We start from the raw sequence: 14,810 nt of genomic DNA on the forward strand, positions 1-14,810 counted from the left end.
ATTTTGTGAAAAAGCTTTCGACACTAATGATTTACTGGATTAAATATGTTTAATTGTAGTATATTTTTCTCATTAGTATATTAATTTAACTGCTAATCTCTGTATAAAATATGGATAAATCACAATTAGTTAAAGAGGTTTTCGATTCTGTAGCAAATCGCTACGACATTATGAATGATATAATGAGCCTTGGAATGCACAGGCTATGGAAAGAGAAGATGGTAAGTAGTGTGCATTTTAAAAAGAACTCCAAGGTTTTGGATATTGCTGGAGGAACCGGAGATATAGCTATAAGAATAGCAAGAGGTGAACCAAGTACTCAAGTTACAGTATGTGATATAAATCAAAACATGCTGGACAAAGGGCGTGATAAAGCAATAAATTCAAATCAGCTAAATTTCAATTGGGTATGTGCAAATGCAGAGAGTTTACCATTTGAAGATTCTGAATTTGATTATTATACAGTAGCTTTTGGTATTCGAAACTTTTCTGACCGTAAAAAGGCTTTAAGTGAAGTATATAGGGTATTGAAGCCAGATGGGAAATTTATTTGCTTGGAGTTTGCCCCTATGCATTATCAAAATGAGATATTCACCAAATTTTATGACTTATACTCATTTAAAGTAATTCCTAAAATTGGTAGCATAGTTGCTAAAGATAAGGGTTCTTACGAATACCTAGTAAGAAGCATAAGAGAATTTCCAACTCAAACTAATTTTAAAATGGAAATTGAAGAGGTAGGCTTTAAGAATGTTGAGTTCTATAATATGAGCTATGGAATAGTGGCGTTACACATTGGAATAAAATGAATATTAAACTCTGGTCTGATCATCCTTCCAACAGTTCTTTTGCTATCTTCCTGTAATTGTGCAGCGTTTTTCCTTCAGTAGAAATCAAGCTAAAGTTTCTTGAACGTATTGCTCTCAGGAGGTACACTGTGGACTAATGCTGTACCTTTTTCCTGAACTAAAATCTATATACTTAACTTTACAATAAAATGCGATCTAACATTAAGCAGCTATTTTACTATATAAAACCTAGTCTACATTATTTTATCATAGCTTTTATTGCAGTTCTATTTTCAGCTTTAACGATTCTTCTTTTTGGTAGGGGCTTAAGCAACATAATTGATTCTGGCGCAGAGCATAACTTTACTACCAAGCTCGTAGTTTCAATACTGATAGTTTTAGGCATTTCTTTCACTGCATTTATTCGGTTATATTTCATTGGCATTGGCAGCGAGAAAGTTATCGCAAGAATCAGATACGACTTATATAGCAGTATCACTGACTTGCAACCGAGTTTCTTTGAGAACACAGGCGTACAAGATGTTATCTCAGCATTAATTACTGATATCTCTGCATTGCAATCGATAATAAACAGCAGCTTACTGACAATATTGAGAAATTTTGTTGTACTGACTGGTAGTGTTGCAATGCTATTATACACAAATCTGCACCTCACTGCATATGCAGCTGCAATAATACCCATACTGCTCATTATCATGACTTTACTTGGAAAAAAAGTTCGCAATTATGCACGCTTTGCTCAGGATAAATTAAGTGAGCTTGCATCATTTAGTGAGGAAAATTTTAGATCTATAGTAACCATTAAATCATTTGTATTAGAAGAAAATGAAAAAATTCGTTTTCAGAAACATCTAAACTCAGTATCAAAATCATACGTAAAATTAGTACTCTTGCGTGCTATTTTAGTAACTCTAGTTATCACGTGTGTGATAGGTTCGCTAATTATTTTGCTTTTTTTTGGAATAAAAGAAGTCTTAAGTAATAATATGACCATTGGAGAACTTTCCTCATTTGTGTTTTATTCAGCGCTTGCTTCAGGGGCTGTAAACAATCTAAGCGATAACATCAGTGATTTGCAACGAGGTCTTGGAATTGTAGAGCGTTTATTTGAATTTATGAACATGAAAAGCTCTATATTAGATAGTGATAATCCTATAAGGATCAATAATGTTCAAAAAGGAATTTCGTTTAATGATGTAACATTTTTTTATACTGATAAGCCAGCATTAAATAACGTATCATTTTCTATAGAGGCAGGCCAATCAGTATCAATTGTTGGACCATCTGGAAGTGGCAAGAGCACCATTTTAAAGCTTTTGCTCCGTTTTCACGATCCAAGTGAAGGCAGTATTACTATTGATGGGCATGACATCAAATCAATTGCGCTAAATGACCTCAGATCGCTGTTTGGCTTAGTACCACAAGATCACATGATATTTTCTTGCTCAATAATGGAAAATATATTATATGGTAAACCAGATGCTGAATATGAAGAGGTGAAGCAAGCAGCTATCAGCGCTTATGCGATGGAATTTATTGATAAACTGCCTGATAAATTTGATACATTTGTAGGAAAAAGAGGATTAAAACTTTCTGAAGGGCAAAAGCAACGTATTATAATAGCAAGAGCCATACTCAAAAACCCTCAGGTTTTAATACTGGATGAAGCAACCTCTGCTCTTGATTATAAAAGTGAGAACCTCGTGCAAAAAGCACTTAGCAAGTTGATGCAAAACAGAACAACAATTATAATTACGCACAGGCTATCAACCGCACTCAAAACTGACAAGATTATAGTGATTAATTGCGGGAAAGTAGAAGAAGTGGGAACTCATGATTCTCTAATGAGTAAAGATGGGCTGTATGCAAAATTGGCGAAGATATAGTAAAAACTGAAGGAAAATTTGAGTCATACTTGTTGGTTGTTATGCTAGATTAATAATGAAAATTATTAAATCTTTAATTATTTTAACTTATAATAATATCATAGTATTTTTTAAAGGATTATTATGGTTTATAATTATAGTCATTTCCCAAAATCACCTTGTACGGCTTTCAATTTACCAACACAGGTTGTGCCAACACAAGTTTTACCAGCACCAATTTCGCACTGTGCACAAGCTTGTGCACCTGCATACGCACCTTGTGCTACTAATTTGTGTCACAATCATTTTAACTCATATCATAACTATTATGATACATGTTATAATCCTTGTGATACGTTTGATCTTTTCTGCTAAGAGATTAGATTTAAATCACTAACAAACGTACGTTCTTTCACTCTTGATATATGTACTTCCAATAGCACATGGTTTCCCATGTGCTTCACATTTTGCTTTAAAATACAATAAATTTGACTACTGACAGCTTTTTCTTGAAATCTTAGCAGCATTTTGCTGTGGTAAAGCATTTTCAATGCGAATATCTTCTATATTAAAGTCGTATTTTGAAATGTACTGTAAGTTTGTATATGCTAGTTTTAATCTTAGAGTTATTAAATCATTAACTTTTTTATCCTATAATAATCTAATAGTTATTTTTTAAAGGATTCTTATGAATTATAATTTTTCCTCATCTCCACGTGTTGGTTCATGTATTCCTACGCGCACAGCTTGCACAACTAACCCACGGTACCATCATAATTTTGATCCACATTGTCATAACCACTTTGATCCGTATTGTGATGGACTCGAATTAAATATACAGCTTCCTGATATAAAAATACCTCCTTGTCCAGAACCTAAAAAATCAATTGCCTTTTCAAGGCTTTCAATAGTAGTTGATGCAGTTTCTGGAGAGATTAAAGATGCCATTACTAAGAAGTCTAGTGGTTTAATGTTTGCAAAATGTAAAGAAATTATTGATAAAAGTGACAACAATCTTGAAATTGGTCCAGACAATCTTATCAAAGGACAATGTGATAGTAATCCTGAATGCAAAGCTTGTGTGGATGCGATAAATGCTTCTATAATAGATATGCGCACAGAATCAGCATTTTCTCCTGAACAAATGTCAGTACCAGAAGGTATTGTTTATATTATATGAAAGTAATGAAGGTGTATACATTGTTAGTATATACTTCTCTTTTATGTTAAAGAACACTTTCCCTTATTCAAATAAATTGAAAATTAATTTACATACAAGGCTAGATGATGGTAAAGACCCTAAGTACGAGATTGATGACAAGACTAAGAATGAGATAAAGGATAAAATAAAAAAAGAAATAGAGGATGAGATAGATTGTAAGCGTGATAAAAATGGCCACGATAAAGGCGACAAAGATAAAGACGGCTTTAATAAGGATGGCTATGACAAAGATGGCTATAATGAAAAAGGCTTTTATGAGGATGGCAAGAAAAAAGGTGATAACGATGATGGAAGTGAAGTCACAAAAACAGCTTTCATTTTATCTTAAGAAATAACCGATGATCATGCTGATGCTACAAAGTGTGGAGTTTTTGGTGGTTACTACAAGACATATAGTCAGGTAGGTCACCAAGGTTTTAGTACATCTGAATTACTAGAGGCATTTCACCCTGAGATGTATAGTAACCCTAAAATTGCGGAACATCTGAAAGCGGGATCAAAGGTCTTCTATGGTGCAGTAAATTACAAATTTGCTTTTTCAGAACCTTTTGATTACTCATGGGGAAGTGCTAGCAATATGTGGTGTAAAAAGTGTTTGGATAATTTAAGCGAGATTGCTTGTCAAGATGATGAAATTAAAAGTTTCTGCTACCTTGCAGGTTTATATGCGAATCAAGGCTATAACCAGGCCTTCTTTGCTGAAAGGACATGCCCTAATCTTGTTAAAATATCCGGTACAGCTGCTATTAAAGCAAAACAAGTTGCGCCGCTAATATTTGTTAATTCCTCAGGAGAAATGATAAATAAAGAAGGTGATAATACTAAAATACACTATTCCAGCTTATTGCTTCATCTTAAGGCTAATGGCCATATAAAAGATTGTGCAGGTAACGCAGACTGTAAAAGTTTTGCTGAAATTATGAAGAAAGTTGCATGGGATACTGATAAGGAAGTATTATTAAAAACTGTTTTTGATGATATGCAAAGAGCGAGTCCTTACTATGAAGATAATTCTGTTTCTGATGATACTAATTTTATATAAGACTAAATGTTTTCTGGGCTTTTCATCTCAGAAAACACTTTTTTAGAAAAATAGAATGAATGAACAACTGGCAGCATTTAGCGCCATAGACTGACGCTCTGCCAACTGAGCTGCATTTGCCAATAAAAACTTATAGAACGTGAGATAACTCTTCAACTAGCCCCATTTGTCCGCTATACTGCTATAGATTTTATAACAGTATAGTGAATGAGCATTTTTAAGCGGATTTTTTCTCTAATTTCTGGCAAATTAGATGAATTAAAGCAAACGGGTGTTATAAGCACAAGTGCAGAAAATTTTATTGTGGAACCTCCAAGCAATAGAGCACATGGTGATATCTATACAAATGTTGCTATGGTGCTTGCAAAACATGAAAAGAAGAATCCCATTGAAATCGCGGAAGTTTTAGCTAAAGAGTTTGAGCTTTTTGATGCAGTTGCAAAAGTGGAAATAGCGGGTCCGGGGTTCATCAATATGCACTTGAAAATGGAAGTATGGCATGGGATTTTAAAACAAATAAATGAACTAAAAACGGAGTTTGGCACTCTCAACATTGGAAACAATCAGGCCATCAATGTTGAGTTTATATCTGCAAATCCAACTGGGCCACTACATATTGGTCATGCAAGAGGGGCAGTGTTTGGTGATGTTTTAGCAAATTTACTAAAAAAAGTTGGTTATAATGTTACTAAGGAATACTATATTAATGATGCTGGAGCGCAGATAGATACACTAATAAAGTCAGTATATTTGCGGTATAAGGAAGCTCTGGGAGAAAAAATTAGCATCGAAAAAGGTTTATACCCAGGTGAATATTTAAAACCAATAGGGGAGGGGCTAGCTAAAAAATATGGCAAGGAGCTTAGAGAAGAGGAAGATAATCGAGTAATTAGAGAATATACTTTAAGTTCTATCTTAGAACTTATAAAGGAGGAAATGAGCTTGCTTGGAGTCAATCATGATGTCTTTACTTCAGAGTATGAGCTGCAAAAAAGTGGCAAAATCGAAGAGAGTATAAAGATATTATCTGACAAGGGTCTAGTGTATGAAGGATACTTGGAGAAACCAAAAGGCAAAGAAAGTGAAAGTTGGACTTCCAGAAAAGAAATGTTGTTTTGCTCCACAAAATTTGGTGATGATGTTGATCGTGCACTGAAAAAAGAGGATGGTAGCTGGACTTATTTTGCCTCAGATATTGCTTACCATTTTGATAAGATATCACGTGGTTTTAACAATATGATCGTAGAACTCGGCAGTGACCATGGCGGTTATATTAAAAGGCTTAGAGCAGTTGTCTCTGCGCTCAGTGATGATCAAGCAAAGATAGAGGTAAAATTGCATAATATTGTGAATTTTTTTGAAAATGGCAAACCTGTTAAAATGTCCAAAAGATCAGGGAACTTTCTTACAGCCAGGGATGTGGTGGAAGAGGTTGGTATAGGTATCACTCGTTTTATAATGTTAACACGCAAGAATGATATGGTCTTGGACTTTGATTTTGTTAAAGTAAAAGAACAATCAAGAGACAACCCTATTTTTTACGTGCAATATGCCCATGCTCGTGCTCACTCATTAATGCGTAATGCTCCAAAAGAGCTTCCAACAACAAACCTTTCACTTTTAAAGACAGATGGCGAGCTCTTCCTCATAAAAACCTTAGCAAAGTGGCCAGATGTGGTAGAAATATCTGCAAGGCTTTGTGAGCCACATAGAATTACTTTCTACTTACTTGAAGTTGCAGAAGCGTTTCACGTTTTATGGGGGTATGGCAAAAGTGATTTAAACATGCGGTTCATACTAGAAGATAACTTGAACCTCACCGCTGCAAGAATGTTTCTCGTCCAAGCCTTAGCACACGTAATCTCTTCTGGGCTTTCTATTTTTAATATAGAGCCTTTGAAAGAGATGAGTTAATTTTAAGGCCAAAAATTATACAAGAGGTCTGTTAAAATCACGTATATCGATTGTCTTGAAGTCACACAGTTGTTCTGTAGAGCTATGTCCTGTAATAATTACTGTACCGTTTTGCTCAGAGCGTATTGAGATTAGATTTAATATTAATTCACACGTTAAACTGTCGAGATTACAAAATGGTTCGTCTATCATCCAAACGTTTGCATTAGAAATTAAGAGGCGAGCAAGCGCAACTCTTCTTTTCCAACCTGCAGAAAGTTCACTATACTTGATATTAAGTACAGGTTGCAACTGTAAGCAACAAACGGCTGCCATAATTAATTCTCTAGTATTCCGTATTCTTGCCCAGAATTTTATATTTTCACCAACTGTTGAGCTATCTTTACAGGCGTTTTTATGTCCTATATAGACCATGGAAGGTATATAGGATTTTAGGTCATCATATATATCTTTTCCACAGTACATTATATTACCTGACACTGGTGGCAAAAGTCCAGATAAACTTCTGATTAAGCTGGTTTTGCCGCTACCATTTGGACCAGTGATTAAGATTTTTGATTTTGGTTCAGCTTTAAAATTGAGGTTTTTAAATAATACTTTGTTATTACGAGCACAGGATAGATTTTTACATTCAAGCATCTATTGGACCTTTAAAGAGAACTTGGAGCCTAAACACTTCAGTATATGAACATTGGATAGCTTGCACAACAAACAGTCAGTGTTTGACATACAACTGTACGAACATTGGGTTTGTAGGTAGCAGATGGTGTCATCCCAGTGCTTGACACTGGGATCCAGGAATTTTAAGTAAGCATGCTGAGCTGGTTGGCATAAAAGTAGTTGCTTTATGTTAAAATTAATATTTTTAACTAGATTACATGAAGAGCTGGATCCCAGTGTCAAGCACTGGGATGACACCCTTATACTTGATTGACTATAACACTTAAGAAGTTTAATGCCAGAAAGCAGGTTATACAACGGATACGTCATCTGCCTTTTCCTTTATGCTTACCCTTAATTGAAGATTGAGCTTTTATAAACAGCTCCCAAAATCCTTTTTTATCACCTTCTCTGTGTATCAATTGTGCAAAATGCTTCATTAAACCGCTACCCATCATAACCATCTTTGTCCATTTACCTAGCGGTTTTGCTATATCAACTATTTCTAGATCTTCTTTGTAAACTTGCATATCTTTTTGCTTCTCACTTAGCATTTCCTGTTGTTTCATCAACTCTTTTTGCTTATTTTTTTGATACAATTCATTGAATCTTCTATTTTCTTCCCACTCTTCTTTGAGAACTTTTAGAGGAAATATAATTTTTCTAATATGATTTTTGTATATTTTTCTCAAAAAGAAAAATACTGCAATTATAGCAAGTAATATCGTGCTATATGTAATGATTTGTCCGAACGGCATTTTTATACTCAGCTTATTGGCAAGCGGTATCCATAATTATACCATAACTATAAAAATTTTACAATTTTTTTTCTGGATAAAGATAGCAGACTAAAAATTTCTAAAGGACAAAAGCAACGTATTTACGTACAGGCTATCAACTACTACACTCAAAACTGACAAGTGATTAATCATTGGAGAGTAGAGGAATCACGGCTCTTTAATGAATAAAGATGGACTGTGTCAAGCTGGTGAGTAAGGTGGAAATTGAAAGAAAATCTAATTGTTGGTTATCATGCTAGATCTATAATATAAGCTATAAAATTTTTAATCATTTTTGCTTATAATAATTTCTGAGTTAACCTGAGATTTCCTGAACTGTGGTTTCTTTTACCCATGTTGAATGCTCAGCTTTTATACTCTAATTTAATTCCAGTTTTGACTGTATAGGAGGTCACAATGTCAAACAATATCTATAGCGATCAAGTTAATAATAGTAATTTATATGCCAACAAACTTTTTTATGGTGAAGAGGGTGAGCAAGTCGAAAATCTAGGAGATCAGGTTGAGGGAGAAGAGGATGATAAATCAGAAGAAGATTTACTTCGTGACTGTAGAGATGAAACTAAGAAGGCAAAAGATAAGTTAATACAGTGTAAAAAAGATGCTGAGAAGATGAAAGAAAACGGTGGACAGGCAATTAATCAGGAAAAATGTGATGATATTAAAGCAGAAGCTGAACAAGCAAAATTAGAAGCTAAATTAGCAAAAGAGGAAGTTTTGAGGTACAAAATTGAACAGGAGAAAGAAGAACTTTTAAAGTGTAAAATTAACATGGCAAAAGCAGAGACTGAGTGGTATAAAAAAGCAGCTGAAGAATGTAAAAATGAGAAAAGAATCGGTGCAGATAAACCTAGTATTAAGGGAGGGAATGAAAATGATAGAGGCAAACATGTTACCAATGAAGGAGGGAATGAAAGTGGAGAAACTACATCTCGAGAAATAACACCAGATCTTAGCCTGCCAGAAATTTGTGGGCCTAAGGCTACTTTGTATAAATCGGATAATAAGATAGGTTATCAAGGTTTTAATACATCTGATTTATTAAAAGAACTCTATCCTGAGATGTATAGTAATTCTAAAATTTTGCCATATATAGAAAAGGAATCAGAGGGTGTTTATGGTGCAGTAAATTTTAAATTTGCCTTTACTGATACTATTAGTTCAGTAGCTAACTTTGGTAATACGAAATGTCTTAAATGTATTGATAGTCCACAAGAGTTAGCTTTTCAGGACGAGAAGGTTAAGAGTTTCTGCCAATCTGGCAATGATTATGCTAATAAAGAATTAAACAAGAATTTTTTTTTCTAGAGAATCATGTCCTGATCTCATCAAAGACTCCGGTGGAGCAAGTATTGTGAAAGCGAAACAAGTTGCACCATTGATAATTGTTAATAACGCAGGGAATATGATAGATAAAGAGGGCAATAATACTCAAGTACACTATAATTCATTAAAGCCTTATCTAAAGCTTAATGGTAAAATCAAGGACTGTGGAAATGATCAAAAGTGTAAAGATTATAATGGAATTATGGAGAAAGTTGCATGAGATAGTGATAAGGAAGGACTATTAAAAGCTGTCTTTGATAATGTGCAAAGAACAACTCCTTACTCTTATGATAATGAGGTTAGTTCTTTTCCCATTGATAATGAGTTGATATAAGAGAGAATGTTCTCTGGATTTTTTAGTTCAGAGAACACTTTTGTAGAAAAATAGAATTGGTGACCTTACTCAAAAAAAAATAGAGAAGAAGTTTTTGTTGTGAGAATAAATTTAGCAGAGTTTATAATATAATATTTAAGTTATTTATGATAAAAAATAGATTTCTTGCATAACCAGCCAGTCTGGGATTTAGCAAGAAAATCTAGATTCCAGTAGTGCAAGAAATCTAATTTCTACGTATTCAAATATGGAAGTTCTAGTTTGTTGAACATAACGTTGAGAAGTATCAATAAGAAGCTCCCTTTTGAGTAAACTTTTCTGCAACGGAGTTATCGTAATAACATCCCTTATGTACGTTGCATGAGCAAATTGATCAAATATACGAAAGAGTTATAATACAGATTTTACTCAAAAAATATTGAAACAATCTCACAGATCTTAAACTAAGTTCTCAATTTCTCAAAGAAATCTTTTAATAAAAGAGAACATTTTGTTTCTAATATTCCACCATAAACTTCAGGTATGTGGTTACAGAATTGAAATATTCTAGTGCCGTTTTCAACTCCCCCACCTTTGGGATTGTAAGCACCGAAGTACAGACGTTTAATTTTTGCAAAAGAGATAGCTTGAGCGCACATCGGGCACGGCTCTAACGTTACGTACATTTCAGCTTCATAAAGCGTGGAAGTTGAAAATGCTTTTCTAATTGTTAACATTTCTGCATGTGCAGTTGGATCATTAGATATATTGTGTGCAGAGGAGATGATATTGTTTCCATTAACTATTACAGCACCTATTGGCACTTCGCCATCTTTCTGAGAAAGTTTTGCTTGCTCTATGGCAAGTTCCATGTATTGGTACTTAAACATTAGGTGCTTGGGTAAATATAATTTTCTTTTCTTGGCTTTTCTACTTTTTCTAGGTTATAGAATTCACTAAGGACTATTGTCCTTTTTACAAGGCTATCTATTTTTCGCTTTAAATATTTTTTTATTTCTTCTACCGATTTTAGTTCGTTTATAGCTACAACTACTTCTTCCATTATATCCTCTATAATTTGATCCTCCTCTAATTTATATATTATTTGTTCTACATGCCTATTCAATTCCTCGAAGGTCGCAGATCCATGTGTAATGCTATCTTTACTATTTCTTAGTAACATTTTTTACCTCTCTATTAGAATATAGTTTATTCAGTTCTATTAAACTCTATTGTCAATAGCTGCCTTAATAAATGATATAAAGAGAGGATGAGGAGAAAATGGTCTTGATTGAAATTCTGGATGAAATTGCACACCAATAAACCATGAGTGATTTTTTAGCTCCACTGCCTCTATGCATGTTTTATCTTCTGATATACCACTGCATATCATTCCATTCTCTTCTAAGTTTTTTTTATAATCTAAATTAACTATATGTCTGTGTCTGTGTCTTTCTGAAATAGTGACACTACTATACACATTTGCCATTTTTGAATTTGGATTTACATTACACTTGTATGTTCCAAGTCTCATGGTTCCATCAGCGAGCTTGATGATTGGGTGTTTGCAAGTATAAAATTCTTCAGAGTGTACATCTTCAAGCTTAATAACGTTACGAGCAAATTCAATCACTGCAAGCTGCATACCAAGACATATTCCTAAAAAAGGAATGTTATTTACACGGGCATAGTTTATTGCTAATATTTTACCTTCTATTCCGTTATCACCAAATCCTCCTGGAACAAGAACTGAATTAGAGCTTTGTAATTTTTCTCTGATAAACTTTGCATCTATAGATTTTCCATTCTCTTCTCTTGAGTTGACCCAATTTATCTTCACTCTAGCTTTATTACTAATTGTACCATGGTTTAATGCTTCAATCAGTGATTTATATGCGTCAGGAAATTCAGTATATTTTCCTACTATGGAAACGATAACTTCTTGTGTTGGATGTCTCATAGAGTGTACTATTTGGTCCCATTCAGGTAAGCTTGGTTTTGGCTTACTTAAGTGAAAGTGATCCAAAATTTGTGTCCCGAGCCCACATTGATTATACAAGGACGGTAACTCGTATATATGGTTTACATCAGGAGCAGGTATTACGTTAGATAAAGAAACATTGCAAAGATTGGCTATCTTTTCTTTTTGATTATCGGAAATTTCTTTTTCACTGCGACATAATATAATATCTGGTTGTAACCCCGCAGAGTTTAACTCTCGAACTGAATGCTGTGTCGGTTTTGTCTTTAATTCTTGTGCTGCAGTGAGATATGGTATTAAAGTTAAATGAATAAGGATAACTTTTTGCTTTCCTAGTTTATAATTAACTTGGCGTATAGCTTCCAAAAACGGTTGGCTTTCAATATCACCTACGGTTCCGCCTATTTCGCATATTACAAAATCTAAATCTTCTGTACCATTAAAAATGAAAGATTTGATTAAATCTGTCACATGAGGAATGATTTGCACAGTTTTGCCTAGATAATCACCACACCTTTCCTTCTTTAATAATTTATTATATACTTTACCAGTTGTTATATTGTCGTCCTTGGTTGCTTTAATTTTAGTAAAACGCTCGTAATGTCCAAGGTCTAAATCAGTTTCAGCACCATCCTCAGTAACAAATACTTCCCCGTGCTGAGCTGGGCTCATTGTTCCAGGATCAATGTTGAGATATGGGTCAAGCTTTCTGATGCGAACATTGAACCCATGAGCTTGAAGAAGTGCTCCCACACTTGAAGCAACTAAACCCTTACCAAGTGATGAAACAACTCCACCTGTAACAAAGATAAACTTGGTTTCTTTCATTAATTTTCAAATGGAACAGAAGTTGATTGGCCTTCTTGCTTCTTTTCTGATATAATCTTCTCTGCAATTGATTTTTTATGTACATCTTTTGAACATAATCCTGATAGTAACAGTGTATTTATAATGAACAGCCCAGCAACTATAGAAGTTATTCTACTGAGTGGATTTTCAGAAGAATTTACCGGAATTATTGAATTCATTCCCTGTTGTGAATTACTAAAGCCACTTAATGAACTACTTCCAGGTGGCTGAAGGAGCACTAAAATTACCAATACAACAACTAATATTATTTGAAGTACACTAAGTACTGTTACTGACATTATGAATAGAGCTAAAAATAAAGATTTTAGGGGCATAAGGATCATAAGTCAAGAATATCTTTACCCGAGTAACTTGACTACTGGAATCCAAGTATGTATTAAACCTTATTTAAATTATGAGCTATCACATTTTAAAATACAAAGATTATGAACCAAAAATGGATGAAAGTTCTTTTATCGCAGATGGTTTGCGTATCATAGGTAACGTTGAAATAGGAAGGAATGCGAGTATCTGGTTTAATTGTGTGATCAGAGGAGATGTTGGATCAATCGAAATAGGTGATGAAACGAATATTCAAGATGGCACCGTAATTCATGTAGATAGAAATCCAGGCGGTGACACGATTATTGGTAGTATGGTGACGGTTGGACATTTTTGTGTGTTACATGCATGCACGATACATGATAAAGCATTTATTGGTATGGGCTCTGTTATAATGGATCATGCGATTGTCGAGTCTGAAGCTATGGTAGCTGCTGATTCACTGGTGACACATGAAAAAGTGATAGAAAGTGGTGAAGTATGGGCTGGCAGGCCAGCACAATTCTTCAAAAAAATGTCAGATGAGGAAATTAAACATATTATGCAGTCAGCACAAAATTATGTTGTATTGATGAAGGAGTATAAAGCTACATGCTAGACTGAAATCTTTGACTCTGATGATATTCTACGTTAACTACTTCAAAAGTTTCTTCAACTCTAGATTGTTTATCAATATGTTGATTAATAAAATTACCTCTAACTAAAATATCCTTTATTGGCCAGTTTATTTCTATCTGAGTACCTGATAATTTAGCTGCAAATTTTATCGGTGCTGACGTTAGAAAAAGAGATATAGTATTATTTGAATTAAGATAGAAGTTTACATGATCTTTACAATCTTTTAGATTTATATCTCCCGGAAAATCTGATATTTGAGATTGTATATTTGCTTTTATGAAGTTCATCCGGCCGAATTTTTCAGTAAGTATCCCTACCTCTTTTGGAACTTCTAATGGGATGATAATATCATTGCTAATTCCATTTTCTTCTTGAGAAAAAAGTTCAGTGTATGCTCCTTTTTTTCTGTGTTTCTCAAAATACTTAGGAAAATACATATTAAGGTATTTAGAGTGTAGCTCTATACGATTTTTCTGGTCATCCTCTAGAGTAAATGTATATTTATCACCATTTTGCTTAAGCTCGCACAATTTAAATTTACTAAGGTCAGAGTCTGGAAATGGCTTTTCAATTTCAAAAGCAAGTGTAAGAGTGTGCGTTGTGTGATCAAATTCATTTTTTTCTTGTAGACCATAGTACTTATTTTTTTCATATTCCTTTTTTTCTCTATTAGCATTAACTTCCTGTTCATTAAAACTTTCAACAGCATAAAAAAATTCTTCTTCATCTAGCTCTTCTCCTGTTAGAGCATCCTCAAACACATCCTGTTCATCCTCTAAATCAATCTCATTACCTTTCGTTTCTATTTTATTCTCTATACTTATTTTTTTTGTATGGTCATTTCCATTGCTAGCAGTTGTTTGATGATGTGTATCGTTAATTTGAAAAAAGCTCTTTACTTTTGATATTAAGCTAATCCATGAAAGTCTGACTTGATTAAGTAGCCATTTAAAACTCTTCATTGTTTTACCTCAACCTAACTACTAAAAATTGTAACAGAATAAATTAAATATGTCAATAAGATACACAAATTGTACTAACTGGGAATTAGTGGCAGCACTTAACATCT

At 33.8% G+C, this 14,810-nt stretch carries 16 protein-coding genes and 1 pseudogene; 9 read left to right on the forward strand and 8 right to left on the reverse strand.

The features are described 5' to 3' along the window. Positions 1 to 110: 110 nt before the first annotated feature. From ubiE to argS, 6 genes are all read left to right on the forward strand, one after another. Positions 111 to 809, forward strand: a complete 699-nt coding sequence (ubiE, locus tag JSQ73_RS05850) for a bifunctional demethylmenaquinone methyltransferase/2-methoxy-6-polyprenyl-1,4-benzoquinol methylase UbiE (protein ID WP_214250057.1) — start codon at positions 111 to 113, stop codon at positions 807 to 809. 188 nt (positions 810 to 997) lie between these two features. Further along, complete coding sequence (locus tag JSQ73_RS05855) at positions 998 to 2,695, forward strand: ABC transporter ATP-binding protein (RefSeq protein WP_214250058.1); 1,698 nt, start codon at positions 998 to 1,000, stop codon at positions 2,693 to 2,695. A gap of 667 nt (positions 2,696 to 3,362) precedes the next feature. Further along, positions 3,363 to 3,854 carry a hypothetical protein gene (locus tag JSQ73_RS05860; protein WP_214250059.1) on the forward strand — a complete coding sequence of 164 codons (492 nt, stop codon included), beginning with the start codon at positions 3,363 to 3,365 and terminating at the stop codon, positions 3,852 to 3,854. Continuing rightward, positions 3,838 to 4,224: a hypothetical protein gene (locus JSQ73_RS05865; RefSeq protein ID WP_214250060.1), complete on the forward strand. Its 387-nt coding sequence runs from the start codon at positions 3,838 to 3,840 to the stop codon at positions 4,222 to 4,224. Before JSQ73_RS05860 ends, JSQ73_RS05865 begins: the two co-directional genes overlap by 17 nt. Before the next feature lie 126 nt (positions 4,225 to 4,350). After that, positions 4,351 to 4,938, forward strand: a complete 588-nt coding sequence (locus tag JSQ73_RS05870; RefSeq protein WP_214250061.1) for a hypothetical protein — start codon at positions 4,351 to 4,353, stop codon at positions 4,936 to 4,938. Between the two features lie 207 nt (positions 4,939 to 5,145). Further along, positions 5,146 to 6,852, forward strand: a complete 1,707-nt coding sequence (gene argS / locus JSQ73_RS05875) for an arginine--tRNA ligase (protein WP_214250062.1) — start codon at positions 5,146 to 5,148, stop codon at positions 6,850 to 6,852. 15 nt (positions 6,853 to 6,867) lie between these two features. On the opposite strand, the gene ccmA is transcribed toward argS, so the two are convergent. Together ccmA and JSQ73_RS05885 are read right to left on the reverse strand one after the other, a co-directional pair. Beyond that, positions 6,868 to 7,491 carry a heme ABC exporter ATP-binding protein CcmA gene (ccmA, locus tag JSQ73_RS05880; RefSeq protein WP_214250063.1) on the reverse strand — a complete coding sequence of 208 codons (624 nt, stop codon included), beginning with the start codon at positions 7,489 to 7,491 and terminating at the stop codon, positions 6,868 to 6,870. Between the two features lie 347 nt (positions 7,492 to 7,838). After that, positions 7,839 to 8,270 carry a hypothetical protein gene (locus JSQ73_RS05885; protein ID WP_214250064.1) on the reverse strand — a complete coding sequence of 144 codons (432 nt, stop codon included), beginning with the start codon at positions 8,268 to 8,270 and terminating at the stop codon, positions 7,839 to 7,841. A 438-nt stretch (positions 8,271 to 8,708) separates the two neighbouring features. Here JSQ73_RS05885 and JSQ73_RS05890 point away from each other — a divergent pair, with 438 nt between their 5' ends. Both JSQ73_RS05890 and JSQ73_RS05895 read left to right on the forward strand, forming a co-directional pair. Beyond that, positions 8,709 to 9,620, forward strand: coding sequence for a hypothetical protein (locus tag JSQ73_RS05890; protein ID WP_234301722.1), 912 nt, complete (start codon positions 8,709 to 8,711; stop codon positions 9,618 to 9,620). A 46-nt stretch (positions 9,621 to 9,666) separates the two neighbouring features. Continuing rightward, a complete protein-coding gene (locus tag JSQ73_RS05895) occupies positions 9,667 to 9,858 on the forward strand; it encodes a hypothetical protein (RefSeq protein WP_234301723.1) in 192 nt (63 codons plus the stop codon). Positions 9,859 to 10,200: 342 nt separating this feature from the next. On the opposite strand, the pseudogene JSQ73_RS06955 reads toward JSQ73_RS05895, so the two are convergent. The 5 genes and pseudogenes from JSQ73_RS06955 to secG all read right to left on the reverse strand — a co-directional run. Further along, positions 10,201 to 10,336 (reverse strand): annotated as a pseudogene (locus tag JSQ73_RS06955) (IS3 family transposase); the annotation flags it as partial. Between the two features lie 79 nt (positions 10,337 to 10,415). Continuing rightward, positions 10,416 to 10,823 (reverse strand): nucleoside deaminase, encoded by a 408-nt coding sequence (locus JSQ73_RS05900; protein WP_214250065.1) that lies wholly within the window; start codon positions 10,821 to 10,823, stop codon positions 10,416 to 10,418. Positions 10,824 to 10,840: 17 nt separating this feature from the next. Beyond that, a complete protein-coding gene (locus JSQ73_RS05905; RefSeq protein WP_214250066.1) occupies positions 10,841 to 11,134 on the reverse strand; it encodes a hypothetical protein in 294 nt (97 codons plus the stop codon). A gap of 39 nt (positions 11,135 to 11,173) precedes the next feature. Continuing rightward, positions 11,174 to 12,760, reverse strand: a complete 1,587-nt coding sequence (locus tag JSQ73_RS05910) for a CTP synthase (RefSeq protein ID WP_214250067.1) — start codon at positions 12,758 to 12,760, stop codon at positions 11,174 to 11,176. Beyond that, positions 12,760 to 13,080 carry a preprotein translocase subunit SecG gene (secG, locus tag JSQ73_RS05915; protein WP_214250068.1) on the reverse strand — a complete coding sequence of 107 codons (321 nt, stop codon included), beginning with the start codon at positions 13,078 to 13,080 and terminating at the stop codon, positions 12,760 to 12,762. Before secG ends, JSQ73_RS05910 begins: the two co-directional genes overlap by 1 nt. 116 nt (positions 13,081 to 13,196) lie before the next feature. Here secG and JSQ73_RS05920 point away from each other — a divergent pair, with 116 nt between their 5' ends. After that, positions 13,197 to 13,721, forward strand: a complete 525-nt coding sequence (locus JSQ73_RS05920; RefSeq protein ID WP_214250069.1) for a gamma carbonic anhydrase family protein — start codon at positions 13,197 to 13,199, stop codon at positions 13,719 to 13,721. Here JSQ73_RS05920 and JSQ73_RS05925 read toward each other — a convergent pair. Beyond that, complete coding sequence (locus JSQ73_RS05925) at positions 13,711 to 14,703, reverse strand: hypothetical protein (protein ID WP_214250070.1); 993 nt, start codon at positions 14,701 to 14,703, stop codon at positions 13,711 to 13,713. The two genes, JSQ73_RS05920 and JSQ73_RS05925, sit on opposite strands and share 11 nt — an antisense overlap. Between the last annotated feature and the right edge of the window lie 107 nt (positions 14,704 to 14,810).

It is taken from the genome of Wolbachia endosymbiont of Anopheles demeilloni (assembly GCF_018491735.2).
In the GTDB taxonomy this organism is placed as follows: domain Bacteria; phylum Pseudomonadota; class Alphaproteobacteria; order Rickettsiales; family Anaplasmataceae; genus Wolbachia.